Origin of the sequence: Aerosakkonema funiforme FACHB-1375 (assembly GCF_014696265.1) — a bacterium.
In the GTDB taxonomy this organism is placed as follows: domain Bacteria; phylum Cyanobacteriota; class Cyanobacteriia; order Cyanobacteriales; family Aerosakkonemataceae; genus Aerosakkonema; species Aerosakkonema funiforme_A.
Genome location: NZ_JACJPW010000048.1, coordinates 17,177 through 41,361 on the forward strand (window position 1 = coordinate 17,177; position 24,185 = coordinate 41,361).

General features: G+C 43.4%; 25 protein-coding genes and 1 pseudogene. 10 read left to right on the forward strand and 16 right to left on the reverse strand.

Annotation, left to right across the window (positions count from 1 at the left end; genetic code table 11):
- The first annotated feature begins 90 nt into the window (after positions 1-90).
- Positions 91-1,227, forward strand: a complete 1,137-nt coding sequence (locus H6G03_RS19035) for a CO2 hydration protein (protein WP_191057201.1) — start codon at positions 91-93, stop codon at positions 1,225-1,227.
- Between the two features lie 81 nt (positions 1,228-1,308).
- On the opposite strand, the gene H6G03_RS19040 is transcribed toward H6G03_RS19035, so the two are convergent.
- Positions 1,309-1,527 (reverse strand): hypothetical protein, encoded by a 219-nt coding sequence (locus H6G03_RS19040; RefSeq protein WP_190466721.1) that lies wholly within the window; start codon positions 1,525-1,527, stop codon positions 1,309-1,311.
- 368 nt (positions 1,528-1,895) lie between these two features.
- Here H6G03_RS19040 and H6G03_RS38880 point away from each other — a divergent pair.
- Positions 1,896-2,018: pseudogene (locus H6G03_RS38880) on the forward strand (type II toxin-antitoxin system PemK/MazF family toxin); the annotation flags it as partial.
- A 107-nt stretch (positions 2,019-2,125) separates the two neighbouring features.
- Entirely contained in the window at positions 2,126-2,890 is a 765-nt protein-coding gene (locus H6G03_RS19050; protein ID WP_190466728.1) for a hypothetical protein, read from the forward strand.
- On the opposite strand, the gene H6G03_RS19055 is transcribed toward H6G03_RS19050, so the two are convergent.
- From H6G03_RS19055 to H6G03_RS19075, 5 genes are all read right to left on the reverse strand, one after another.
- Positions 2,865-4,352 (reverse strand): mannitol dehydrogenase family protein, encoded by a 1,488-nt coding sequence (locus tag H6G03_RS19055; RefSeq protein WP_190466730.1) that lies wholly within the window; start codon positions 4,350-4,352, stop codon positions 2,865-2,867. The genes H6G03_RS19050 and H6G03_RS19055 overlap by 26 nt on opposite strands.
- A gap of 134 nt (positions 4,353-4,486) precedes the next feature.
- Complete coding sequence (locus H6G03_RS19060) at positions 4,487-5,593, reverse strand: ABC transporter ATP-binding protein (protein WP_190466733.1); 1,107 nt, start codon at positions 5,591-5,593, stop codon at positions 4,487-4,489.
- A gap of 43 nt (positions 5,594-5,636) precedes the next feature.
- On the reverse strand, positions 5,637-6,458 hold the full coding sequence (locus H6G03_RS19065; protein ID WP_190466736.1) for a carbohydrate ABC transporter permease: 822 nt from the start codon (positions 6,456-6,458) through the stop codon (positions 5,637-5,639).
- Between the two features lie 2 nt (positions 6,459-6,460).
- Positions 6,461-7,381 carry a carbohydrate ABC transporter permease gene (locus tag H6G03_RS19070; protein ID WP_190466739.1) on the reverse strand — a complete coding sequence of 307 codons (921 nt, stop codon included), beginning with the start codon at positions 7,379-7,381 and terminating at the stop codon, positions 6,461-6,463.
- Between the two features lie 339 nt (positions 7,382-7,720).
- Positions 7,721-9,067: an ABC transporter substrate-binding protein gene (locus H6G03_RS19075; RefSeq protein WP_190466744.1), complete on the reverse strand. Its 1,347-nt coding sequence runs from the start codon at positions 9,065-9,067 to the stop codon at positions 7,721-7,723.
- 161 nt (positions 9,068-9,228) lie between these two features.
- Here H6G03_RS19075 and H6G03_RS19080 point away from each other — a divergent pair, with 161 nt between their 5' ends.
- The 4 genes from H6G03_RS19080 (at position 9,229) to H6G03_RS19095 (ending at position 13,549) form a co-directional block, all read left to right on the forward strand.
- Positions 9,229-10,032: an SDR family NAD(P)-dependent oxidoreductase gene (locus H6G03_RS19080; protein WP_190466747.1), complete on the forward strand. Its 804-nt coding sequence runs from the start codon at positions 9,229-9,231 to the stop codon at positions 10,030-10,032.
- 116 nt (positions 10,033-10,148) lie between these two features.
- Positions 10,149-11,114: a sugar-binding transcriptional regulator gene (locus H6G03_RS19085; RefSeq protein WP_190466750.1), complete on the forward strand. Its 966-nt coding sequence runs from the start codon at positions 10,149-10,151 to the stop codon at positions 11,112-11,114.
- Between the two features lie 144 nt (positions 11,115-11,258).
- Positions 11,259-12,212 carry an AbfB domain-containing protein gene (locus H6G03_RS19090; protein ID WP_190466753.1) on the forward strand — a complete coding sequence of 318 codons (954 nt, stop codon included), beginning with the start codon at positions 11,259-11,261 and terminating at the stop codon, positions 12,210-12,212.
- A gap of 278 nt (positions 12,213-12,490) precedes the next feature.
- Positions 12,491-13,549: a DNA methyltransferase gene (locus tag H6G03_RS19095; RefSeq protein WP_190466756.1), complete on the forward strand. Its 1,059-nt coding sequence runs from the start codon at positions 12,491-12,493 to the stop codon at positions 13,547-13,549.
- Here H6G03_RS19095 and H6G03_RS19100 read toward each other — a convergent pair.
- Together H6G03_RS19100 and H6G03_RS19105 are read right to left on the reverse strand one after the other, a co-directional pair.
- Positions 13,539-14,456 (reverse strand): hypothetical protein, encoded by a 918-nt coding sequence (locus H6G03_RS19100; RefSeq protein WP_190466759.1) that lies wholly within the window; start codon positions 14,454-14,456, stop codon positions 13,539-13,541. The genes H6G03_RS19095 and H6G03_RS19100 overlap by 11 nt on opposite strands.
- Complete coding sequence (locus H6G03_RS19105) at positions 14,453-14,716, reverse strand: helix-turn-helix domain-containing protein (protein ID WP_190466762.1); 264 nt, start codon at positions 14,714-14,716, stop codon at positions 14,453-14,455. Before H6G03_RS19105 ends, H6G03_RS19100 begins: the two co-directional genes overlap by 4 nt.
- A 323-nt stretch (positions 14,717-15,039) precedes the next feature.
- Between H6G03_RS19105 and H6G03_RS19110 the strand changes: the two genes are divergently transcribed.
- Together H6G03_RS19110 and H6G03_RS19115 are read left to right on the forward strand one after the other, a co-directional pair.
- The gene (locus tag H6G03_RS19110) at positions 15,040-15,282 is read left to right on the forward strand and encodes a helix-turn-helix domain-containing protein (RefSeq protein WP_190466766.1); all 243 of its coding nucleotides are present in this window, start codon (positions 15,040-15,042) and stop codon (positions 15,280-15,282) included.
- Entirely contained in the window at positions 15,269-15,988 is a 720-nt protein-coding gene (locus H6G03_RS19115; protein ID WP_190466769.1) for a hypothetical protein, read from the forward strand. Before H6G03_RS19110 ends, H6G03_RS19115 begins: the two co-directional genes overlap by 14 nt.
- Here the strand turns inward: H6G03_RS19115 and H6G03_RS19120 are convergent.
- From H6G03_RS19120 to H6G03_RS19145, 6 genes are all read right to left on the reverse strand, one after another.
- The gene (locus tag H6G03_RS19120; RefSeq protein WP_190466772.1) at positions 15,981-17,144 is read right to left on the reverse strand and encodes a DNA cytosine methyltransferase; all 1,164 of its coding nucleotides are present in this window, start codon (positions 17,142-17,144) and stop codon (positions 15,981-15,983) included. The genes H6G03_RS19115 and H6G03_RS19120 overlap by 8 nt on opposite strands.
- Before the next feature lie 63 nt (positions 17,145-17,207).
- A complete protein-coding gene (xylB, locus tag H6G03_RS19125; protein WP_190466775.1) occupies positions 17,208-18,722 on the reverse strand; it encodes a xylulokinase in 1,515 nt (504 codons plus the stop codon).
- A 142-nt stretch (positions 18,723-18,864) separates the two neighbouring features.
- The gene (locus H6G03_RS19130) at positions 18,865-19,974 is read right to left on the reverse strand and encodes an S-layer homology domain-containing protein (RefSeq protein ID WP_190466777.1); all 1,110 of its coding nucleotides are present in this window, start codon (positions 19,972-19,974) and stop codon (positions 18,865-18,867) included.
- Positions 19,975-20,015: 41 nt separating this feature from the next.
- The gene (locus tag H6G03_RS19135) at positions 20,016-20,651 is read right to left on the reverse strand and encodes a (2Fe-2S) ferredoxin domain-containing protein (RefSeq protein WP_322111938.1); all 636 of its coding nucleotides are present in this window, start codon (positions 20,649-20,651) and stop codon (positions 20,016-20,018) included.
- A gap of 64 nt (positions 20,652-20,715) precedes the next feature.
- Positions 20,716-20,979 (reverse strand): Asr1405/Asl0597 family protein, encoded by a 264-nt coding sequence (locus H6G03_RS19140; protein ID WP_190466780.1) that lies wholly within the window; start codon positions 20,977-20,979, stop codon positions 20,716-20,718.
- A 97-nt stretch (positions 20,980-21,076) separates the two neighbouring features.
- Positions 21,077-22,432 (reverse strand): homoserine dehydrogenase, encoded by a 1,356-nt coding sequence (locus H6G03_RS19145; RefSeq protein ID WP_190466783.1) that lies wholly within the window; start codon positions 22,430-22,432, stop codon positions 21,077-21,079.
- Between the two features lie 254 nt (positions 22,433-22,686).
- On the opposite strand from H6G03_RS19145, the gene H6G03_RS19150 reads away from it, so the two are divergent.
- Entirely contained in the window at positions 22,687-23,310 is a 624-nt protein-coding gene (locus tag H6G03_RS19150; RefSeq protein WP_190466786.1) for a Uma2 family endonuclease, read from the forward strand.
- A gap of 143 nt (positions 23,311-23,453) precedes the next feature.
- Here H6G03_RS19150 and H6G03_RS19155 read toward each other — a convergent pair whose 3' ends face one another.
- Entirely contained in the window at positions 23,454-23,888 is a 435-nt protein-coding gene (locus tag H6G03_RS19155) for a type II toxin-antitoxin system VapC family toxin (protein ID WP_190466789.1), read from the reverse strand.
- Positions 23,870-24,103, reverse strand: a complete 234-nt coding sequence (locus H6G03_RS19160; protein ID WP_242060431.1) for a hypothetical protein — start codon at positions 24,101-24,103, stop codon at positions 23,870-23,872. The genes H6G03_RS19155 and H6G03_RS19160 overlap by 19 nt, the downstream gene beginning before the upstream one ends.
- Between the last annotated feature and the right edge of the window lie 82 nt (positions 24,104-24,185).

Here is a 24,185-nt window from a genome sequence, read left to right on the forward strand (position 1 = left end):
TAAATAATGACAAAGACAAGTGCAGAATCCGGACAAGTTGAGAATACCAATAATATAATATCGCCACTTTCAAAATCCAAACCCGCTCATATGCTTTCTCCATACATAGAACGGCTGAAAGCTGGCGGTGCGTTGCTCGCGGATACGCCTGAAAATCTGATAGAAGTTGTAGGTGTTCTGAAAAGCTACGGTATTGTGCTGGATGCTTACTATAACAATCTTCTCTACATCGCCAATAATCAATTTTTAGTGCTGTTTCCATTTTTTAAATACTTCAATGGCGAAGTTTCGATACAAAAATTGCTGCAACACTGGTGGCACGATCGCATTAATTTTGAGTACGCCGAGTACTGCATGAGAACAATGATGTGGCACGGTGGCGGCGGGTTGGATACTTACATAGATTCTGACGAATTTAAGGAAAGAGCGAGAGCGGCAATTAATGCCAAAACTAAGGGCAATTTCTTAATTAGAGGTCTAGACAAACTTTTTCCTGACTTTTTGTTGGAACAGGTACGCCTACAAGTTTATTACAGTGCGCTCGGTCAATTTTGGCGGGTAATGGCTCCCATATTCCTGATTTTATCGGATCGATACGATCGAGGCGAAATTAACTCCATTCCGCAGGTAGTAGAGCATATCCTCAACGGTTTGGTAGCATCTGCTAATTTGCCGATTACCTACTCCGTAAAAATTGAAGGTAAGGAATATGAAATTATTCCCAAATCAGCGGGTTTAACTTTCCTTATGGATACTGGCGTGCCTTACGTAGAGGCGGTGTTCTTCCGAGGAACGCCTTTTCCTGGCACAGTTTCTTTCAACGCACAAGCTCGTCAAATTCCCATAGATCAAAGTAAATTTGAATACGGCGCTTTGTATGCTGACCCGTTACCTATAGGCGGTGCTGGGATTCCACCAACTCAGCTAATGCAGGATATGCGCCATTTTATCCCAGATTACCTGCACGATTTGTACAATCGCAATCGGCGTCGAGAAGATGACTTGCGCGTACAAATTTGCATCAGTTTTCAAAAGTCGATGTTTTGCGTGACGACAGCAGCAATTTTGGGTTTGGCACCTTATCCCATTAATACAACAGATCCATCTGAGCAGCAAGCAAATCGCGTTTATTTGGAAAAATGGATGGATAGGTTTATTACTTCTCGTTTGATGGTGGCAAATAGCGATCCAAATGCTTGTTTGTATGCGTGTCAAGTGAAATTATAATGAGACAAAAGAGAAACCCGGTTTCTTTAAGAAACCGGGTTTTTTACTGACAGAAGGAGATTAATTGGCTAAGTGCGATCGCTATCTAGCAACTTGTGCCAGAATTGCCTCGATATTTTTCTGAACTTGCTCTAGTTCTTGACGCTTTTGAGCGATAAAAGCTTTGTCAGCATCACGTTGTTGCTGAGTTTCTTTGTAAGCTTTTTCTTGCTGTTCTAGAATGTTTTCGTAGGATGAGATAGTTTTTGCAATGTTTTCAGATGCTTGCTTAACGCGCTGCTCAAACGTTGAATTAACCATACTGTTAATTTTGTCAAATACTTGAGCTTTGCTGTTAATAAATTGTTGATTTTTAATACTGTCAATGTTTGTAATCAGGCTTTTAAGAAAAGCTAAGAACTATGAAAGCAGGTGAAGCATGAATACCCGAAAGCTTACATTGGAAATATCAGAATCGGTTTATGAAAAACTAGCTTATTTGGCTGAGTTGAACGAAGAATCGATCGAACGCACTGCTATTTAGAGCATTCTTTCCAGTCTTCCATATTTAACTAAAAAAGCCGAGGAATTTAAGGAAATGATGGAGCGAGTAACACCTGAGAATTTACATGGTGAGATTGACTTTGGGGAGCCTGTAGGCCGTGAATTCAGATAGATCTAGTTTATCTATTCCTAAGCGGGGAGATATTATTTGGACAAATTTCACGCCTCAAATAGGGCGCGAACAAGCTGGTCGTCGCCCTGCTCTTGTGTTATCAGCAATTGAATACAATCGTCGGGTGGGACTAGCTTTTTAACAGGCCAAGGATATGAAATTATTCAGCGGATTGAACAGGTTGCCCAAGATGTTGAATTTCGCCATCACCGTACAATTTTAGAGCAAGGATACGGTCGTTTTATGGAAGCGACTAACCGAATAAAAATAGCTATGTCGTCTGAAGATGAGAGAATTAGAGATGCTGATTTAGCAAATGCACGCCTAACTTTAGGTTTAACTTTAGCAGACTATAATAATTCTCGCCTATACTCGGAAAACAATGCAGCTGGACAACTACGCCGAAAGGAATGTGCTTGGGCAATTGAGCAGACAATCGCTATTACTTATCAATTGGAAAATGATCTCTCTGCGGCTAGGAATCAACTTTCCCATCTTCAATCAAAAATCCGTCAAGATTGCTTTAACGTTATCAATAACTGCCAATCGGAAGACGAGCTAGATTTCCTTTTCCCTGAAATCAAACGAATTCACGACCACGATTTAGCCGTTCTAGAAACATGGCAAAACCAAATTGATTGGATGCGTTCGTTACCCGAATCCGAACTAAAACTGCTCGAAAGTGCCGAATTCAGCAATTTAGAAGTAACCCCAGATACCAACTCCGCTACAACAGCATTAGCAGCACCACCAGAGCAATTATTCTATGAAAACTTGAAAGAAAAATCCCATCCTCAATCATTGCAGGATCAGATGATATATATGATGAAGCCAGAATTACGGCGAGAGCATCAATTATATATCAGCCAGCAAGCTACATCTGCTGGTTACAAAACTTTAGTACCAGCTAATTTACAGCAAGCTTCAGACTTAGCGGTTGCCAATCTCTACTGGTATTTTAAAGCTAGGGATGAATCAGAAGCTAAAACCGAGTCAGTGTTTCTTTAGCTCCCAATTCGTACAAACTGCGTAAACGATCGCTAACTGCTTCGACGAAACGCGATGACTGCGGTAAATCGCCAAAAATCTCAGATACACTGAGTAATGGTTGAGGATCGGAACCGCTAGAAATAGCTATTTGAGTTAGCGTATCTGCCATTGGGTCATCGATGGGAATTGAATTACCTCGATCGTCTTTGCCATTAAGATAGCGGAACCAGGCAGCGATCGCTAAACTCATATAATCGATCGAACTTCCTTGTTGTAGTGCATCGCGCAGAGAACCTAGAATAAATTTTGGTATTTTGGCAGAACTATTCAGGCAAAGACGCGGTAGTTGATCGCGAATTTTCGGATTGGCAAATCGTTCGATTAAAGTCTTTTTGTAATTATCTAAATCGATTCCAGGTACGGGTTGAAGAGTGGGCGTAACTTCGTCCATTAAGCGATCGACAGCTTGCCTAATTAACGGATCTGCCATCGCTTCGTGAACGTAAGTATAGCCGACCAAAGTACCAAAATAACCGATTAACAAATGACTGGCATTAAGTAGCCGAATTTTCATCATCTCGTAAGGATGAACATCGTTGGTCATCTGTACGCCAACAGATTCCCAATTCGGTCTACCCGCACAGAAATTATCTTCAACTACCCACTGAAGAAAAGGTTCTGCAACGACTGGGAAAGCATCATCAATGCCAAACTGTTCCGTTACCATTTTGATATCTGCTGGGGTAGTAGCGGGAGTAATGCGATCGACCATACAGTTCGGAAACGCAACATTTTCAGCAATCCAATTTCCCAGATCGGAATCGCGCATCTGTGCAAATGCAGTTAACATCTTTTGTGCGATGTGACCGTTTCCTTGCAAATTATCGCAGGAAAGCACGGTAAACGGTGCTATTCCTTGTTGGCGACGGCGATCGAGTGCTGCTGTCAAAAAGCCGTATACTCCGATCGGTTCATCGGGATGTTGCAAATCATATTGAATTGTTGGATGATTGGCATCGAATTCGCCGCTACCTTCAATATAATAATAACCCCCTTCGGTGATCGTTAAAGTGACAATTTTACATTCAGGTTTTGCCATTGCATCAATAACTGCTTGTCGGTTATCGGGTGCAAATAAATATTTAGTAATTGCGCCGATAACTTTAGCATTATCTCCTTCTAGCGATCGTTCAACCAGGGTATACAAACAATCCTGAGATTGAAGTGCATCGCGCATTCGTTTGTCGAATTCAAGCAATCCAACCCCGCAGATTCCCCATTCACTACCGGGATTTTGATGAAAGTAATTATCGAGGTATAATGCTTGATGCGCCCGATGAAATCCACCAACGCCGATATGCACGATTCCATTGGTAATTTGAGTGCGATCGTACTTTGGGATCTGAACGTTATTTGGTAGACGAGATAGAGATGCTTGATTCAATTTAATTGCTGAATTTGTGCTGATATTGCTGTTCATGGTAGTTGTTGGTTTTTTGTTTACGGGCTGGAAATCTAGGATTTTTTACCACAGATATCCACAGATAAACACAGATGAACACAGATGTTTGCGGAGTTTTTTGGTGGGATAAACAGATGAATTTGCAGTTTTTTTTAACGGGTGAGAGGATGACGTTGAGCTTTTGGGATTGCTTCACCTTGTGCATTGAATAAATGACAAATATCGCCCTTAATATGAATGGGAACCACGTCATGTAAATGACTGGGATCGTCACCGTGAGTTTGCACAACTATTGTGTTGCCGCCGGCAATTCTTACGTAGAGATAGGTTTCTCCGCCTAGTCTTTCCATGACCAACACTTCGCCGTTCAATGTGGCGTTATTTCGATCGACTCGCAGATGTTCGGGGCGAATTCCTAGAGTTGCGCTATCACCGATCGATATGTTTCCAGGTTTGACTGGAATAGTTACACTAGCATTATCGGGAAGTTTGACAGTAACACCCAAATTATTAACGGCTGCTACCGTAACTGGAAGGAAATTCATTTTAGGCGAACCGATAAATCCAGCTACGAATTGATTGCGGGGATGGTGATATAGTTCCAAAGGAGATCCTACTTGTTCCACGATACCGCTATGCAATACAACAATTTTATCAGCAAGAGTCATCGCTTCAACTTGATCGTGCGTTACGTAAATCATTGTCGCTTGCAAACTGTCGTGCAAACTAGCAAGTTCGATCCGCATTTGCACGCGCAAAGCAGCATCTAAATTTGATAAAGGTTCATCAAACAAAAACACTTTGGGATTGCGAACTAATGCACGACCGATCGCAACTCGTTGTCGTTGTCCTCCCGATAGTTCTTTCGGTTTACGATTGAGTAAAGGTTCCAATTGTAAAATCCGCGCAACTTCTTTCGCCCTTTCATAACGTCTGGGTTTTGGCATTCCAGCAAGGCGGAGACTAAACGCCATATTTTCCGCTACAGTCATGTGAGGATATAAGGCATAGCTTTGAAATACCATTGCCAATCCGCGTTTATCTGGCGGTACATCATTAACTTTTTGTTCGTCGATAAATAAATCGCCAGAGGAAATTTCTTCTAATCCGGCAATCATGCGAAGTAAGGTTGATTTCCCACAACCTGACGGCCCGACGAATACCACAAATTCGCGATCGCCTACATCGAGATCTATGCCTTTGATTACCTGCGTATCGGCATAGGTTTTATGGATATCCCTTAAAGCGACTGTTGACATAAAATTCTTCCCTTAATTGGTTCAAGAAAACGTTCTCTTTCTTCTATTTCACAGCACCAAATGTTAGACCGCGAACTAATTGGCGTTGACTTAGCCAACCGAATATTAAAATGGGTGCGATCGCCAATGTTGATGCCGCTGAAAGTTTTGCCCAAAACAATCCTTGCGGACTGGAAAATGAAGCAATAAATGCGGTTAAAGGTGCAGCATCTGCGGTTGTTAAATTCAAGCTCCAAAATGCTTCATTCCAAGATAAAATAATTGAAAGTAAAGCTGTAGATGCTATTCCTGGTAATGCCAAAGGTAGCAATACATGAACCAGTTCTTGTTGTGTACTTGCTCCATCCATGCGATCGGCTTCGAGAATTTCTTTGGGAACTTCTTTGAAAAAGCTGTAGATCATCCAAACAACGATCGGCAAATTAATCAAGGTATAAATGATAATCAAGCCGATGCGAGTATCAAGTAATCCAGTGTTGCGACACAATATATAAATAGGCACTAGCACGCCAACGGATGGTAGCATTTTCGTTGACAGCATCCACATCAAAGTTTGCTTGGTGCGTTTAGTTGGGAAAAATGCCATCGCATAAGCCGCAGGTATAGCAAGCAGCAATGCAAGTATGGTAGAACCAACCGAAACCGCTACGCTATTAAACGCATAATTGAAATATGATGCTCGGTCTTGAATTGCCGCATAATTTTCTAATGTTGGCTGAAAGAATAACTGAGGAGGAGTTGCAACTGCCGCTACTTCCGTTTTAAAACTGGTGAGAAACATCCAGAAAATTGGGAAGAATAATAGACAAGCAACTAACCAACCGAGGAAAGTAAATAGCCAACGATTATTGTTTTTCTTCGTCATAGTTAAGTATCCACATTACGAGCAACACTACGCATCAAAAAGATAGCTACGATATTGGCAAGAATGACAGCAATTAATCCACCTGCGGAAGCACCACCTACATCGAATTCCAATAAAGCTCTCAGGAAGATGTAATAGGCAAGGTTAGTAGTTGCTAATCCTGGCCCGCCACCAGTGGTAACAAAAATTTCGGCAAAAATTGTTAAAAAGAAAATCGTTTCGATCATCGCAACTACAGCAATAGCGCGACTCAAATGCGGTAAGATGACGAAACGGAATGAAGCGATCGCATTAGCGCCATCCATTCGGGCAGCTTCTAATTGTTCGCGATCGAGCGATTGAATTGCAGTCAATAAAATCAGCAGCGCAAAAGGCAACCATTCCCAAGAAACAATGATGATAATTGCTAGCAGCGGAACATCTGCAAACCAATCGATCGCGCCCAAACCCAAACCCCTCGTAATCTGAGCAAACAGCCCATTTACCGGGTGCATCAGCATATTTTTCCAAATCAGGGCGCTAACAGTCGGCATCACAAAAAACGGAGAAATTGCCAACACCCGCGCAATTCCACGCCCGAAAAAGTCCTGGTCAAACAAAACCGCCAATAACGTACCCAAACCGATCGTAATCGCCAAAACCGAAACCACCAAAATCACCGTAATCCCGATCGAAGTCCATAAAGCCGGATCGCTCAAAATAAACGTGAAATTTTCAATGCCGATGAATTTGCGTGCATCTGGATTTAGCAGATTATACCTTTGAAAAGAAAACCAAATCGTCATCAACAAAGGCACGATCATCCACAGCAATAAGGCAATCACCGAAGGCGCAACCAGAGGTAAAGTTGATACCTTCCGCCTTGGTGGTCGCTGAACGGGCGGTGTTTCGCGGTGCGGTTTTACAGCTATTGAAGAAGACATAACATAATCAAATTTTGGATTCAAGACTTTGGATTTTGAATTTTAGAAATCCCGTAGGTTGGGTTGAGGAACGAAACCCAACTTGAGACCGATATTTGTTGGGTTTCGCTGCCACTCAACCCAACCTACAATTTCCTTCACTATCCGATCTCCCAACATCTACCACACACATAAAATCCCATTCCCTACCAACAATCTCCATCTACATCTGTGTTCATCTGTGTTCATCTGTGGATATCTGTGGTAAAAAATCAAAAAATCCGATTCCCCACCAACAATCTCCATCTACATCTGTGTTCATCTGTGTTCATCCGTCTTCATCTGCGTTAAAAAAAATCCTCATTCTATATACCCCGTATGCCTCATAAAACGTTCAGTCGAACTTTGCGCCTGTTGCAAAGCTCGATCGATCGAAACATTATTAGTCAACGCCGCTGCCATCGTTTGTCCAACTGAAGTTCCGATCGCTTGAAACTCTGGAATATCCACATATTGAACACCCTTATAAGGCGTTGGTTCTGCCGATGGACGAGTAATATCGGCAGATTGAATCGAATTCAACACCATTCCTGCAAACGGTGCAGCTTTTTGATAATTCGGATTCTGATAAGTAGAAATCCGCGTACCGGGTGGAACAGCAACCCAGCCATTTTGGTTGGCAACCAATTGAATGTATTCTTTAGAAGTTGCCCAAGCAATAAATCTTTGAGCCGCTTCCGGTGATTTAGAAGTTTTTGGAATCGCTAGCGCCCAAGCCCAGAGCCAGTTTGAGCCGTTGGGGTAACGTTCGATCGGCGCACGCGCAAAACCAACCTTATTGTAAACTTGCGATTCTTTGGGATTAGAAATCAGTCCTGCTGCAACAGTCGCATCCACCCACATTCCACATTTACCCGTCGAAAATAATGCCAAATTCTCATTAAATCCGTTAGAACTCGCTCCCGGTGGCCCATATTTGTTGAGCAAATCGACATAAAAACCGATCGCTTCTTTCCAATTTGGAGTATTAATGGTTGGTTGCCATTTCATATCAAACCAGCGTCCGCCATAAGTATTGACTAACGTGGTAAGAAACGCCATATTTTCACCCCAGCCGGGTTTTCCGCGCAAACAAACCCCGTAAACTCCATTTTTCGGGTCGTGAATCTTGCTTGCCCATTCCCTCATTTGCGGATAAGTTGGTTGTTGGGGAACCGTAATGCCTGCTTTCTCAAACAAATCCTTGCGGTAATACAGCATCGAACTTTCCGCATAGAACGGCACTGCATAGAGTTGGCCATTGTAGGAAAGCCCTTCTCGCACGGGTTTAATCAAGTCATTTACGTCATAGCTGGCGGGTAAATCCAGCGGTCTCAACCAATCCCGTCTAGCCCAAATCGGTGCTTCATAAGAACCGATCGTCAACACATCGAATTGTCCGCCTTGACTGGCAACATCTGTGGTTGTGCGTTGGCGCAATACATTCTCTTCCAGCACAACCCATCTGAGTTGGATATCCGGGTTAGCTTGCTCGAAGTTGCGGGAAAGTCCCTGTATGACGACCATATCGCCATTATTGACGGTAGCGATCGTCAGTCTAGTTTTCTGTGCTGCTTGCGAATTCGGCGAACAAGCGTGCAACAGTTGCGCCAGCATGACTCCGGCAAAGAATGCAACCAGCACTTTAGCGAAGCGGGAGATACGCATTGCATAACTCCTTTGTTTAAAAAAAGATTGGCGAAGAAGTTATTAAGTTTATGCTCAAACTTTGGGCAAAAGCTCAATAATAGAATCATATCTAGACCCTCCCAAAAACTTAAAAGTCAACAGGGGATTTGCAACAATTCTTAATTAACGAGGTTGGAACCATGACAGCGAAAGCAACTTATCAGTTTGCGGGTAAGACGATTCTGATTACAGGCGGTGCGGGAGAAATTGGCAAGGCGACGGCACGCCGCTTTGCGGCTGATGGTGCAGGTATATTCTTGCTGGATTTGAATGAAGCGAAGATGGCAGAAGCAGTTCGGGAATTAGAAAAATACAATGTTCCGATCGGCATATTTCGCTGCGATGTTACGGATGCGGACAACGTTGCCAAAGCTTTTGCTGCTGGTGTCGAGCAGTTCGATCGGATCGACTACGTATTTAATAATGCAGGTTATCAAGGAGTATTTGCCAAAACGGATGAATATCCAGAAGATGATTTTGAAAAGGTAATCGATATTAACGTTATCGGCGTTTTCCACATTCTTAAGGCAGCGGCTCAACATCTCAGGGATGCGGGTGGAGGAGCGATCGTCAATATGGCGAGTCATGCGGGAGTGGATGGCCCCCCAAATATGATTGCTTATGCGGCTTCCAAGTTTGCGGTGATAGGAATTACCCAGACGGCGGCGAAAGACTTAGCTCCCCATAACATTAGGGTAAATGCGCTCTCTCCTTCGCTAATCGGCCCCGGCTATATGTGGACGCGACAAACGGAATTGCAGGCGGCGGTAGGATCGCAGTACTTCGATCGCAATCCCAAAGTAGTCGAGCAACAGATGATCGATTCAGTGCCGATGCGTCGTTTGGGAAGTCTGGAAGAGGTTGCCAATGGGGTAGCGTTTCTGATGAGTGACGAGGCAAGTTACATTACTGGGTTTAATTTGGATATTACTGGCGGTCAATAGAGTGCGATCGCCTATACAATAAAAATTGAGCAAAAGTTATATCTTTAGATATAAGCTCAAACCATTAACTCGATCTAGAAGTTCTTGCTTTCGATCGATACGGTCAAAGGTGGAATATGAAAGAACTCGGCTTGGAACGGCGAGACCGCAAATTGGAACTCGCTGCTCATGCTGCCTGGTTATACTACATCGCCCAAAACACCCAGGAGGAGATTGCCGCCAAGCTGAACGTTTCCCGGCAAACTGCACAACGTTTGGTTGCGCTGGCGGTAAGTGAAAAACTAATTAAATTTCGGCTGGATCACCCTCTCAGCGAATGTATTGCGCTGGCTGAGTCGTTACGCGATCGCTTCAATCTATTACTGTGCGAAGTAGTACCGAGCGATGGAGGCAATGGGGATACCTTCAACGGAATTGCCGTGTGTGCTGCTACCCACTTAGAAACTTATCTGCTGGCGAAAACTCCAACAATTCTGGCATTTTCATCGGGACGCACATTGCGATCGATGGTCGAGCAAATTCCATCAATGGAGCAACCGCAACATAAAATTGTATCTATTATTGGCAATATGTCTCATTATGGGCGTGCAGGTCGCCACGAAGTCGTGATGCACTTGTGCGATCGCGTCGGTTCCCAAGTATATCCAGTTCCCACACCCGTTGTCGCCACCAGTATTGAAGAAAGAGAACTTTTGCAAACTCAGCGATCGTTCATCGCCGTGAAATCCCTTGCAGAGCAAGCCAAAGCCACCTTTGTCGGCATCAGTCACATCGCCTGGAATGCGCCATTACATCAAGACGGTTTCATCAGCGACGATGAAGTAGCTGAACTAATAGAATTGGGAGCAGTAGGAGAAATAGCAGGTTGGGCTTTTTGCGATCGGGGAGTTTTGCTGCAAAAAGGAACGAACACCCGTGTCGCCAGCGTCCCCCTAGAACAACCCGCTCAACGCCTCATTATCGGTGTAGCAGGCGGCGTGAAAAAAGCCGAGGCAATTTTGGCTGCGTTGCGTGGCAAGTTAATTACCGGACTGATTACCGACGAAGCTGCTGCCCAAGCGATTCTTGGCAAAATTGGCTGAATAAAGCTTTATTAAAGAGTTTGTGTCACTTTAAATACTTTAATAAATAATTATAACTTTTTACAGACACACTCGTTGCATCAGATTTATTATTAATTCACAGTAGGTTTAACCAGTAAATTTCAATTTTAAGAGTATAGAAAAATGAATAAAGTTTTGGGTTTTGCATTTGTAGCAGGTTTGGTAAGTGTAGTAAATTTACCATATTTAGGAAGTGATAAAGCTCTAGCACAGCAAGGTGCGTACCATTCACTACAATCCTACAATTTTCCTAATTTATACATACGTCATCGCAATTTATTAGGAGAAATTTCAACAATTTCATCTCCTCTAGATAAACAAGATGCAACATTTAAAATCGTTCCAGGATTAGCAGATAGCAATTGCGTCTCATTTCAGGCTCAAAATAATCCGGGAGCATATCTTCGACATCAAGAATTTAGAATTAAACTTGCTACTTTAGAAAATTCACAACTATTTAAAGCAGATGCAACATTCTGTCAACGTCCAGGATTAGCTGATTCAACACTAGCATCTTTTGAGTCTTATAACTCCCCAGGTCGTTATTTGCGTCATCGTGATTTTAACTTGTACCTTGAAAAAGATGAGAGTGAGCTTTTTCGGAAAGATGCGACATTTAGGATAGTTAATCCTTTAGGAGTTAATGCAGTAAGTTTTCCAATAACAGGTAATAAAGAGGATAGAGTAGCAAACGGTCGAATGCGTACTTCATTTTCATTAAATGCAGATGGAACACTCACAGCAGTTACAAATACGCGAACCGGGGTACAGCTAGCAGGTTTTACTGGAGCAGTAAGCGTAATTCTTGTTGACGAAAATAAGCAGCCAATTTGGGTTTCTGGTGTTCACTCTTACGGAGTAGATGGTTGTACGATTGGTAGATGTAACAGGAATGATAATTGGAGTGAAAACGTTCCCTCGGAAATTATGAGCCAAGTGAGAGGATATGCTATTCTTCAACAGCACGATCCTAAATGGAGAGTGTTCGATCGGGGGACACAATTCTTAAGCTGGTTGAGATCTGATGAAGGAAAGGCAACAGTCGCAACGATTGCAACCATCATCTCTATGCTTTAAGCTCCCAAACGTGCAGAAAAAATCGCTTGGAATCGTTGCTGGTTCCAAAAGCTAGGCTGCACCTTCTTCTGAAGAAGGCACAATCAGTTCAGTTTGCAAAATATCTGCCAAAATTTGTAACCAGATGTGCGATCGCCTTTCTCCACCGTTCCTAAGAGTCGGTAAAGCTGCTGCCCAAGCGATTCTGGCTAAAATTTAGTGTTTGTCCCCAGCCAAGATATCCTAAAAAGGGATAAATTGACAAGCACTTTAGTTTTCTTAATTCGTAGAGTTATTAGATGAGTTTGCCTAACCAAGACCCCTGCAACACCCTAAAACCCAAGGCAACGAGTACAGTTGGTCGCGGAAAAGTAGTGAAGCTAGACGCAAATCCAAGCTTTTCTGTATGGAGTGATGAATTTGTTACTCTATCCTTGGGCAATAGCCTCGAACATTACGATCGATGGGAACAACCCACCGTTATCGTGTCAGATGGGGCTTATGGTGTGCTGGGATTTGAAGGGGATACCTCCGATCATCTCGATTTACCTGAGTGGTATAAACCTCATATTCAAGCTTGGTCAAAGGCAGCTATGCCATGTACGACACTGTGGTTTTGGAATTCAGAAATAGGTTGGGCTGTCGTTCATCCAATTCTAGAAAAGCATGGTTGGCGTTATGTTAATTGTAATATTTGGAATAAAGGCAAAGGTCATATAGCGGGTAATGTAAATACAGGAAAGATTCGCAGGTTTCCAGTAGTTACAGAAGTCTGCGTTCAATATGTTAGAGATGTAACTATTAATGAGCTTCCTTTGAAAACATGGTTGCTTAAAGAATGGAAGCGATCGGGACTGCCACTAAAAAGAGCAAATAATGCTTGCGGTGTAGCAGATGCGGCAACTAGAAAATATTTCGATCGAGGGCATTTATGGTATTTTCCACCTCCAGAAATGTTTGAAAAGTTGGTAAATTATGCAAATGAATATGGAAATACAGAAGGCAGACCATATTTTTCTTTAGATGGCGATCGACCTTTGACGGGACGAGAATGGAGTCAAATGCGATCGAAATTTAAATGTCCTCATGGGTTTACAAACGTTTGGGAACGTCATGCTTTGCGAGGAGATGAGCGAATTAAAATACCTTCTGGTAAAGCGGTACATCTCAACCAAAAACCTCTTGACTTGATGAATCTCATCATTGAAGCTTCAAGTGATGAAAATGATGTTATTTGGGAACCATTTGGAGGCTTATTTAGTGCATCGCTAGCAGCACGTAACTTGAGACGAAAAGCCTACTCCTGTGAAATCGACCCAGACTATTTTTACTATGGAGTAAACAGATTTACTCAATAAGTTCATCAATATTCTCTTCTTTAATATCCAAGTAGGTTTGTAGAGCTTGCTTGATGGGATTTTCTCTACGGGTTGATAGCAATCTATTCCATTGTCCGATCGTCATCCCAGAAACTTCAATATTGAAAACACGCCGTTTGAATTGCTCTATACCCGGATGTACAATCCTGTCCATCTTCGCAAAATTGGTATCTAGCCTATATTTATACCGTATCAACAATTCCCGTAAAAGTAATTGATATTCTCTGGTCGGTCTGTATATTTTTCCTTCAATTCCCCATGATTCAACTATTTTTTGTGCTTCTAAAAACTCTTCTGTAGAACCTTGAAATTTATAACCGTTAGTGTTTGTTTGCTGTAGATTAGCAGTTCTTTGAGTTGTGTCTTCCGGCTCTAAAACAAGGTAATCTGGTGGATTATGGTAGTGATTATCTCTAGCAGCAGCTACAGACAAACCAGAAACAACACATACATCAACAATCCGAGGTTTACCATAAATAACTCTCTCTGGTAGCCATGCCAAAATTGCAACATAAGTCTGGTCAAATTGGAAATGGTTTTGGCTATCTTTGAAACGTGCTGTTATTTCTGTAGCAAGCGGAAACCATGCTTTAATTTCTAACCCTGGCGTTGGTTGAACGCTGCCTACAAAAATGGTATCGGGAAAACCAGGGTCTTGCCTCTGCCACTTGCCAAACTCAGAGAATTCGTCTTGTTTATTTAGAAACTCAACAGTATTAAATTCAATCAGATTTCCCAGTAGTGGCGAAAGCTTGGAGATAACTTTAGATAAATTGACTGCTGCATCTACAGAGATAGGTTTGGTAATATCCAATATGTCAAAAATATGTCCAGATAACCCATCTAAATAATGAGATGCCGATCTAATTACATCTTGTGTATTCATCCTTTTTCTCCACAAGATGTCCCTGCTAATTGTTGCTCAATCTCCCTAATAATTTCACATGGGTCTATGCCGATCGCACGAGTAACTACCAAAAATTCAATCACATCTAATCGTCTTTCGCCGTTTTCATATTTCGCCACAAAAGATTGCGGTTTGTTGAGAGATTTAGCAAGTTTTGCTTGCGTCAACTTAGCTTCCTTCCTTGCCGCAATCATGCGCTGGCGAAAAATGTCATACTCAGGGCTAAAGATGGATTTCATCTTGCCTTATTTAAAAAATATCTGTGCCTCAGATACGATAAACCGATTTTGGGATTATCCCAAAATGGGATATTTAGGAGCGATCGCGCAGTGCTAAGAATGGACAGATTCCTCACAACCATTGATTTGATGGGCTTTAAGCTTTATTGCGTTGACAATTGCTTGGACGATCGCGCTCCTCAACCCCTTGCAACTTATCGACGAAGCAGCTGCTTAAGCGATCCTTGCCAAAATCGGCTGAATCAAGATATACAAAGAGTTTGCACCAGTTTGAATACTATAGTCTATAGCACTATTGTATTCAAGGCATTAACCTAGCTTTAATGCCGCTCAAAAAATTGGATCGTCTTCTAGGAGTAGAGATACAACGTCTTCGCACGGCGAAACGTTGGTCACAGGAACATCTTGCAGAGGTTGCGAATCTGCATAGAACTTATATCAGCCAACTAGAACGAGGGTTGAAAAGTCCATCTGTCCGGGTTCTTTACCAAATTGCTACTGCACTAGGCGTGACTATGAGCGCACTTCTGGAAGCAGTTGAGGAATCTTTGGATGCTGACGAGTGAGGAAGTTGAGAGATTAAGGGAAGCGATCGTTGCGACAATTGCCGCTCCCATTGTTGGCTCCATAGAGGATTACTCCTGGGAAGCGATATTTCATTATGTTAAAAATATTCCTCTTTCCGATCCTACATCTGGGCGCACTAAGCTTCTACATGATGCTGTTGATATTAGAACGCGAACAGGCTGGTCATTAAAGACAATTCAGTTACCAAACCTTAACCCTGGATTTACTTTTGCGTTCGTAATTCAACGAGCCGATGTAGTTACAAAAGCAGCAGCACTAGGCTTTCCTGGTTTGACAGTAGACTCACCGCCAGCAAATTTGGGAGAAGCGATCGTTTACCATTGGAACCAAAAACTGATATACGATCGCACTCTACAAGGTGTAACAGATAGCTACGAAGGCATCCTTTGCAAAAAGAAAAACGCCACTGAATATGTATATGTCGAGTACCCCCTAACTCCACTCGATCCGCATCAGTTTTCTTGGAACTGGTCAATCGATCGAAATACTAGAGAGGCAGGCAAAGGATTACAAGGAAAAATTGATGGTAAGCTAACATTAATTTGGTATAAAAATCAAAAGCAACTTTTTAAAGTCCAAACTATTCCAGAGCAACCAATTCGGATCGTAATTGAGCGAAACCGCCTGACACCTGATGAGTACGTGCAAGCCATCTTGTCAACTCTTGAACAGAAGTTTAATTAGCCACAAGATGATGAGGACTCCTCTGGAGAATACATTCAGCGATCGCTTTAGCTAACAAGGGAGGTACTGATTCTCCGATTTGGTCTGCCATTTCCGTATATGAACCCAGGAAATGAAATTTATCTGGGTAAGAATGAAGCCTTGCAGCTTCACGGATTGTAATAGTCCTATCTTGTGTGGGATGAAAGAATCTTCCAGATCCAGGGTGAAAAACCCACCTAGTAATAGTTCTAGCGGGTTTATCCCAGTATAGTCTTCCATAAGCTCCGCTGTAATGCTTTTTTGGCGCTAGTTCTGGAGGTAAATCTCTAGCATCTTGACCTTCTTTTAAAACTCTAGCTCTAGACATTTGGATGGAGCTTAATTTACGAGCAACGTGATTAACTAGCTTGTTACTACCGCTACGTAGTAATCTTTGATAATTACTTTGCGGTTCGCAGATATATGTCTCTGCGGTATATTCCTGTCCAGCTTCTAGTAATGGCAAATCTCCGATCGCGTCTCTGACAGTCACAATTGGAGAGGCTATAGGCTGTAGTAAATTTAGCTGAATACTCTTTTGTTCGGATTTAAGAGATTTAATATCTCCATAATGAGTAGGTTCTGGAATTGTAGGAGCAACACCATTCAAACATCCTACAAAAAAAGCTCTTGCTCTAGTTTGGGGAACCCCATAATTTGCAGCATTTAATGATGCGGATGTCACCCCATATCCCATTTGCTCTAGTTTTATGGTTATCTCTTCTCTAACTGTACCGTTATAGGCTTTCAGAATTTCGGGTACATTCTCCATCACAACATACAAAGGTCGGAATTCTTTTACAAACTCTAAAAAAGTTTTGTATAGCTGGTTGCGAGGGTCTTCTAAATATCTGTATTCAGCAGGAATATTGCGAGAGAATCCTTGACATGGAGGGCCACCAATTATCGCGGTTAACTCTTCTTTTTCTAATTGAAGTGTTAGTCGAATTTCCCTAGCATTAATTGTGCGAATATCCTTTGCCAGAACTAATTTTGTTTCTGGGTAGTTATGCTTAAATGTTGCCAAAGCTTTCGCATTTTCATCAATAGCGCATATCGTTTGAAAACCCGCTAAGTGAAAACCTGTAGTTAAGCCCCCAGCACCAGCAAATAAATCAATGACAGTGTGTACCATATATTGAATACTATTGTATTCGCAGAAAAAAGTCAACTCGACGAACAAACGCCGCTACCAGTTCTAATCGTTTTCTTCTGGCGATCGCAAAACGCCTTTCAGAGCTTCGTACAATAACTTATACCGCTTGAACCCTTCTTCATACACAGCATTTGCTTGTGGCTGTACTGTATTGCTGTCCTGTGAGAGGATCGCAAATGCAGCCTCTAAGTTGGGATATGCACCAACTCCTACCATTGCCAAAATAGCTGCTCCATAAGCTGCACCTTCTTCCGAAGAAGGTGCAATGAGTTGCGTTTGCAAAATATCTGCCAAAATTTGTAACCAGATGGACGATCGCGCTCCTCCACCTGTAGCCAAAAGTTGATGGACGGGTGTAATCTCCGTAATTACCTCCAACGCTTCCCGCAAGCTGAATGCAACCCCCTCCAGTACAGCACGAATCAAGTCTGCTTGCGTATGAGCTAGTGACAAATTTACCCAAGCGCCACGAGTATCTGGATCGAGGTGCGGACTGCGTTCACCTGCAAGGTGAGGTAAAAATAAAACACCACGCGCACCGGGTTGGGATCGCGCTGCTAAATCCATCAGTTCTGTATAAGCAATGTGCGGTGCAAATGTATCCCGATACCAACGCAGAGAACCACCCGCCGCCAGCGTTACTCCCAGTAAATGATACCCACCATCTACATGACAGAACAAATGCACTCGACCTTCTGGATCGGGAATCGGGCGATCGCAAGGTGCAAAAATTACACCAGATGTACCGATACTCAAACTTCCCCGATTGAGATTGCTCGATGAAATGCCTAAACCGATCGCAGCTGCTGCATTGTCGCCTCCGCCTGCAATTACAGGCAATCCCGCAGGTAATCCCACGCGGCTAGCTATTTCCGGTTTCAGTTTACCTGCGATCGCGGTAGACTCAACTACTGAAGGAAACAACTCTACATTAATACCAAGAGCATTAAGTATATCCGTATCCCATTGCCGATTAGCCAGGTTCAAACATCCCACACCAGACGCATCGGATGGTTCTGTTACTCGTTCCCCAGTCAGCACATATCCTAAATAATCTTTTGGCAGCAATATTTGCTGAAGTCGAGCATAAGCTTGCGGTTCTTCACTTCTCAACCATATCAACTTCGGCAGTTGAAACCCTGTAATTGCAGGATTTCCGGTACGCTGAATTAACTCTTGACGGGGAACGATCGCTTCGATTTCTTCAACAGCTTTACCCGTGCGTTGATCGTTCCACAAAATTGCAGGTCTGATAACATTACCATCAGCATCCAAAGGCACCATACCGTGCATTTGTCCCGACAAACCGAGTGCGTAGACGCGCAGCGGCTTGTCGCCAGACATCGTTCGGTGTCCTTCTAGCTGTTGAGTAACATTGGATAGCGCATCCAGACTTGCTTCCACCCAATCTGATGGGTTTTGCTCCGTCCAACCGGGTTGGGGGGTTAACAGGGGATAGCTACTGGTTGCTTGGGCGATAATTTGACCTTGCAAGTCAACTGCGATCGCTCGTACTCCTCCCGTACCCAGATCTAAGCCAATTACAAGCTCTGCCATTTTTCCCTTTCCATATTTATTGACATTAGTTAGTTTTAGTTAGCAAATCTTTAACTAACTATTAGTCCTTGAGGGCGATGAGGATGTCAATTATCAACATTAATACGGGAGAGCCTTCTTTGAATGCAAACCGGAAACTTAATTAAGGTTTGACTATCGCCTTAGAATTAATCGCTTTCACCTTACCCCGTTTTACCAAACCTTGATAGAGAAAAGCTGCCACTTCCGCACGAGTAGCTGGTTGATTCGGTCTCAACAAATTTGAGTTAGAGCCTACTACTAAACCAGCCTGAATAGCAGCTGCTACTTTGCCTCTAGCATATTTGGGAATCTGAGCCGCGTCTTTGTAACTTTGTAATATTTTTTCTGGATTGGCAGGTACTTTCAAATCCAAACCGCTAGCCAGTGCAACAATAGCTTCTGTTCTGGTCACCGATTTGGCCGGTCGGAAATAATCTTTAGGATATCCCTCCATAAATCCTGCCATATCGCTTTCTTTAATTGATGAATATGCCCAGTGGTTGTTAGGCACATCTTCAAAAGCTGTCGCCGCTTCTTCTGGTTTCTTGTTAAATGCTTTATCTAGCCTGACTGCAAATTCAGCTCGCGTCATTGCTTGATATGGGCGAAAAGTTTTATCGGTAAATCCTGTAAAAACACCGCGCTGAGTAAGAGCTGCAATAAATGGAGTTGCCCACAAGTTAGCCGGAACATCGGAAAATTTAACTTGTTTGGCTGGTGTAGAAGCTTTTCGTGCAGCCGGTGCAGCTGGAACTGCGGTGACTATCTTTGGTAGGGTTTCGATACTAGAGCGTTTTAGCTTACCAATAGGTTGGGCCTTCTTTCCCGGCGCGATCGCACCTACTATCTTGGGAGAAGGTTGCGCTTTCTTGGGGGGAACGATCGCAGCAGCTGCTTTTGAAGAAGTTTGTGTCTTTTGAATAGGAAGGATTGCGGCAGCTACCCCTGTAGACAGTTTTGCCGTTTCACCCGGAACGATCGCCACGGGATCTTTTGCCGAAGGACTCGCGATCGCAGGTGGAACTGGTGAAGGAGAAGGAGACTGTCCTGTAGCGGGAACTAATTCAGGCGGAAGAACGCTGATAAAATTCAAACTCTGCGGTTTTTGAGATACCGCCCACCAAAAAATACTGCCGATAGTGGACAAGGCAACCAAGATGCCGATGAACTCATCAAATCCTAATGGATCTTTTGGAGATGACTGGGGATCTGGTAAAGGGGAATTTGTCATCTCGATCGCCCTCCTAGAGAAAACGGCAATTTTAATATAGATTACCGTACTACTGCCAGTTGTGAAACTGCCTCTTCAGGAATAGTTCCTTCAATGGGAAAATGCTTGTCCAGCAACTGGGGTACTTCTTGAAGATCTACTCGCTTGTAACGAGTTTTATCTGGCATCACAATATTTGGCCCTGCCTTGCACTGCTTCATGCAGCCAGTTGCCTTCACTGTCACCTCTCCCGACAAACCGCGATCGCGCAACCCTTCCTCCAAGAAGCGAGTAACCTGTCTAGCGCCAAGCTTGCAGCAATCTGATTTTTGACATACTAAAATACAAGCCTGCACTTTGGCAGGCTTAGTGGCTTTGGTTGAGGTAACAGTCTCTAAGGGCGATGCCGATGTCGCCGCTAGAGCGGCTTTAGGCAATACTTCATAGACTTTTATCTTATGTTCGCCTGTTTCTCGATCGAGCTTTTCTTCACCAAAAATTTCGATCCAATCCCCCGGTACGAGAACCCGATAGCGGCTGAGCGTCGCCCTCGCTTCTTTCGAGAGTTTAAGCCAGAGCTCGCCTTCGGCAGTAGCAAGTCTCATCCGCTTGATTTTGCAGGCATCCTCCACTTCATAACCCAGGAAACGTCCTTCTAGCTGAAATGGCGACATTTGAGAGCTTTTGTGTTTACCCACGATTGCCAATCCTTTTTTCTTTCAATAATTATTCTCAATTTGAGATAAATTCATCTTGCCAAGGTCACATACCGGTTTTGTTAAATTTCAGTTGCCAACACCGATCTAGCCATACTGCCAAGTCGCGCCGAGGGCGAGTTAATTGCCCGATCGCACTCCATACTTGGATCGCTGCTAGCGGGCTATTTACCTCAACTTGCAGGTCACCCCGCTCGGTACACCAGCACGCAATACCTAGCGATTGCAGTCTTTGGTAAGCTTGCCAGCGCTCGCCTCGCGGAATGCCCACAACCTGTCTGGCCACCTGGTTAACGCTCGATTGCTCCATCCGATTTGTTTCAACTTAACTGCGAATTATTCTCAATTCATTTATACACTAAGTTGAGGCACTTGTTGACATTTATTTTCAAAACTTGTACAAAAATTTAAAGAACCCGCAGCAGACTGGCAACGCTATCCACAGCTTCCAGGCTGCGAATGTCGTCCAAAGCTAGGCGGAAATTACCTTCCCGGACATCGTGAGTGACAACGACAATCTCTGCCAATTCACCTTGGAAGCCTGTCTGTACGACAGACTCCAGGCTAACGCCGCGATCGCCGAAGCAAGTCCCCAGTTTGCCAATAACACCAGGGAAGTCTTTTGTCAAGAAGCGAGCGTAAAATCGCGTCACCAATTCTTCTATTGGGGCAATTTGGCAATAGTGTTGATGGGAACAAGCGAGAAGCGAATGAAGAGTGGGGGAGTGGGGGAGTGGGGGAGTGGGGGCAGCATTATCTACATTTTCTCCCGCTCTCCCCTTCTCCGGCTCTGCTACCTTCAGGACAGAGACAATGTTTAAAATATCGGAGACAACGGCAGTAGCAGTTGGGCCAGCACCGGCACCCCTGCCGTAGAACATAACTTGACCGATCGGTTCGCCTTCTACCAAAATCGCATTATAGACCCCGTTGACACTGGCTAGGGGATGAGTTTTCGGGAGGAGGGTAGGATTAACTCGAATCGAGAGTAGTTCCGAGTTGACATCTAATTTTTTGGCAATTGCCAGCAACTTAATTACAAATCCCAACTTTTCGGCGTAAGCGATATCCGCCGCACCTACCTGAGAAATTCCTTCGCAATACACATCTTCTAATTTGATGCGTCCGCCAAAAGCTAAAGATGCGAGGATAGCAATTTTATCCGCAGCGTCCAAACCATCCACATCTGCCGTCGGGTCAGCTTCAGCATAGCCCAAGCGTTGCGCGTCGGCGAGAACTTCGCCAAAGTCCGCACCTTCATCTCGCATTCGGGTGAGGATATAGTTAGTCGTACCGTTGACAATACCGATAACCGTTTGAATGCGGTTAACTCCCAAAGCTTGTTTGAGCGGTTGAATTACCGGGATACCGCCGCCGACAGAGGCTTCTAGCATCACGTAAACGCCTTTTTCGTTCGCAGCGGTGAAGATTTCGCTGCCAAAACGAGAAATTACGGCTTTATTGGCTGTAACGACGTGCTTACCGTGGGCAATGGCTGTGAGGATGAGAGATCGCGCCGGCTCCAATCCACCCAGCACCTCTACCACGATATCAATATTCGGGTCAGTGACGATCGCTTCCAGATCCGTTGTCAGGATCTCCGGTGGCAATTGTACCGTGCGGGGTTTATCGAGCGATCGTACCCCCACCCGATAAATTTCCAACTCCCGCACCACCGGATGACGACCCTCCGGCGACAGCAAAATCTCCGCCGTCCCCGTACCTACCGTTCCCAATCCCAGCAAACCGATTTTGAAACCCACGCTTCTGACCCGTTGAAACGTAATTAAACCCCACCCATTGTAAGATATTATAGTTACCAAAGTTAAGTATTCCCTTCCAGGTCACCCGATTTTGGATTTTGGATTTTAGATTTTGGATTGGTTCCGCCTTTTCAAGGCGGATCTTGAAATTCGGAAACATTTTTTGATGATTGCCATTGAAATGGTAAGCTTTAAACCCCTTTTTTTCGGTCAGCATTAATATTTATTTCTTATTCATCTAAACGGTATAAATTATGCAACAAACTGATGAAAAACCCGTAATTATTTATCCGTCTAGTGATGGCAAGCCGATGGCAGATAGTACGATACAGTATGACTGGATTACCAAAATAAAAGCGAATTTAGATGGCATATTTAAGGACGACCCGAACGTATTTATCACAGGGGACTTAATCTGGTATCCAGTAGAAGAAAGAAAGGATATTTGCCAAGCTCCCGATGTGATGGTAGTCTTCGGTCGAGAGAAAAAAGAACGCAAATCTTACCTCCCGTGGAATGAAGATAATATTGCTCCCCAAGTGGTGTTTGAGATTCTTTCTGAAACTAACACCAAGAAGGAAATGAATAAAAAACTTTTATTTTATAACGAATATAATGTCGAGGAGTATTATCTCTACGATCCTAAGAAGAAGAATTTGGATGGATGGCTGCGAAATGAAGGTATATTAGATGTAATTGAGTCGATGTCTGCTTGGGTGAGTCCCCGTTTGGGAGTGCGGTTTGAATTTTCAGATGCAGGATTAGAACTATACCGACCAGATGGACAAAAGTTTATTGACTTTGTAGAATTGGAACGCAAAGCTGTAAGATTAGCAGCAAAATTGCGAGAGTTAGGAATTGACCCGGAAACAATTTAATCTAGCAGCACATTATGGTAGCGTGCGTCAGAGTTTTCAACTGTTATTGTTTGGTTATGACACGGGAACTAACATTATCGATCGAAAGTGTTGAAATTATCGCCCGTGCCTAACCCACCCTACGATTAGATCCGCTCATTATATCACATAGGTGAAAAATCTGTTATTGGTTTAATAGCTACACCGCAAGCAAGTGCCGCATTTAATTGTTTATCATCAACTGTAATTAACGGAAAATCTCGATCTAATGCTAAGGCAATGTACAAAGAATCATATATCGCCAATTGATGAGTTAAACCATTTTGCAAAGCACGCGGTAGTAAATTTTTAACTGGCACAATTTGAAACGGCAGATCTAACATATCGATAACAAATTGCTCTGCATCTGTCTGCGAAAGTCCCCGAAAACGGACATTACTCCACAGAACATTAACGCATTCGATCGAGCAAAACTCAGGAATATACAACTCATCGCCATGACTGATTCCAGCCACAAGAATCCGCACCTCTGGGGTGTATGGTTCTGTAAGAAAATATTTAATTACTACGCTGGCATCAACTACATAGGCTGTCGCCATTTTTCTCTCTCCGCAATAATCATTTCACTTCCCGTTGGCGTTCCGGGTGGTGGCGTCCACCTGTGGCGATCGACTGATTCCATTACTTCTTGCAAAGAGCGCTTTTTTGCTGGTATACTAGATTGCCGCTCCTGCCGTAACCTTTCATCCACAACCTGAGTAATTATCGCCTTAAGTTCTTCCACAGTCAAATCTGCTACTTGTTTGTCGCCCATTTTTACTAACTCTCGATCGCATCTAAAACAATTATAGTAGGGTGAGCATTGCCCACCCTACTATACGAATCCCTATTAAAAA

Bases quoted from the DNA above. Each gene is read 5' to 3' on its own strand.
- H6G03_RS19035 (WP_191057201.1), top strand. From the start codon at position 91: ATGCTTTCTCCATACATAGAACGGCTGAAAGCTGGCGGTGCGTTGCTC.
- H6G03_RS19040 (WP_190466721.1), bottom strand. From the start codon at position 1,527: ATGGTTAATTCAACGTTTGAGCAGCGCGTTAAGCAAGCATCTGAAAAC.
- H6G03_RS19050 (WP_190466728.1), top strand. From the start codon at position 2,126: ATGGAAGCGACTAACCGAATAAAAATAGCTATGTCGTCTGAAGATGAG.
- H6G03_RS19055 (WP_190466730.1), bottom strand. From the start codon at position 4,352: ATGAACAGCAATATCAGCACAAATTCAGCAATTAAATTGAATCAAGCA.
- H6G03_RS19060 (WP_190466733.1), bottom strand. From the start codon at position 5,593: ATGTCAACAGTCGCTTTAAGGGATATCCATAAAACCTATGCCGATACG.
- H6G03_RS19065 (WP_190466736.1), bottom strand. From the start codon at position 6,458: ATGACGAAGAAAAACAATAATCGTTGGCTATTTACTTTCCTCGGTTGG.
- H6G03_RS19070 (WP_190466739.1), bottom strand. From the start codon at position 7,381: ATGTCTTCTTCAATAGCTGTAAAACCGCACCGCGAAACACCGCCCGTT.
- H6G03_RS19075 (WP_190466744.1), bottom strand. From the start codon at position 9,067: ATGCGTATCTCCCGCTTCGCTAAAGTGCTGGTTGCATTCTTTGCCGGA.
- H6G03_RS19080 (WP_190466747.1), top strand. From the start codon at position 9,229: ATGACAGCGAAAGCAACTTATCAGTTTGCGGGTAAGACGATTCTGATT.
- H6G03_RS19085 (WP_190466750.1), top strand. From the start codon at position 10,149: ATGAAAGAACTCGGCTTGGAACGGCGAGACCGCAAATTGGAACTCGCT.
- H6G03_RS19090 (WP_190466753.1), top strand. From the start codon at position 11,259: ATGAATAAAGTTTTGGGTTTTGCATTTGTAGCAGGTTTGGTAAGTGTA.
- H6G03_RS19095 (WP_190466756.1), top strand. From the start codon at position 12,491: ATGAGTTTGCCTAACCAAGACCCCTGCAACACCCTAAAACCCAAGGCA.
- H6G03_RS19100 (WP_190466759.1), bottom strand. From the start codon at position 14,456: ATGAATACACAAGATGTAATTAGATCGGCATCTCATTATTTAGATGGG.
- H6G03_RS19105 (WP_190466762.1), bottom strand. From the start codon at position 14,716: ATGAAATCCATCTTTAGCCCTGAGTATGACATTTTTCGCCAGCGCATG.
- H6G03_RS19110 (WP_190466766.1), top strand. From the start codon at position 15,040: ATGCCGCTCAAAAAATTGGATCGTCTTCTAGGAGTAGAGATACAACGT.
- H6G03_RS19115 (WP_190466769.1), top strand. From the start codon at position 15,269: ATGCTGACGAGTGAGGAAGTTGAGAGATTAAGGGAAGCGATCGTTGCG.
- H6G03_RS19120 (WP_190466772.1), bottom strand. From the start codon at position 17,144: ATGGTACACACTGTCATTGATTTATTTGCTGGTGCTGGGGGCTTAACT.
- xylB (WP_190466775.1), bottom strand. From the start codon at position 18,722: ATGGCAGAGCTTGTAATTGGCTTAGATCTGGGTACGGGAGGAGTACGA.
- H6G03_RS19130 (WP_190466777.1), bottom strand. From the start codon at position 19,974: ATGACAAATTCCCCTTTACCAGATCCCCAGTCATCTCCAAAAGATCCA.
- H6G03_RS19140 (WP_190466780.1), bottom strand. From the start codon at position 20,979: ATGGAGCAATCGAGCGTTAACCAGGTGGCCAGACAGGTTGTGGGCATT.
- H6G03_RS19150 (WP_190466786.1), top strand. From the start codon at position 22,687: ATGCAACAAACTGATGAAAAACCCGTAATTATTTATCCGTCTAGTGAT.
- H6G03_RS19155 (WP_190466789.1), bottom strand. From the start codon at position 23,888: ATGGCGACAGCCTATGTAGTTGATGCCAGCGTAGTAATTAAATATTTT.
- H6G03_RS19160 (WP_242060431.1), bottom strand. From the start codon at position 24,103: ATGGGCGACAAACAAGTAGCAGATTTGACTGTGGAAGAACTTAAGGCG.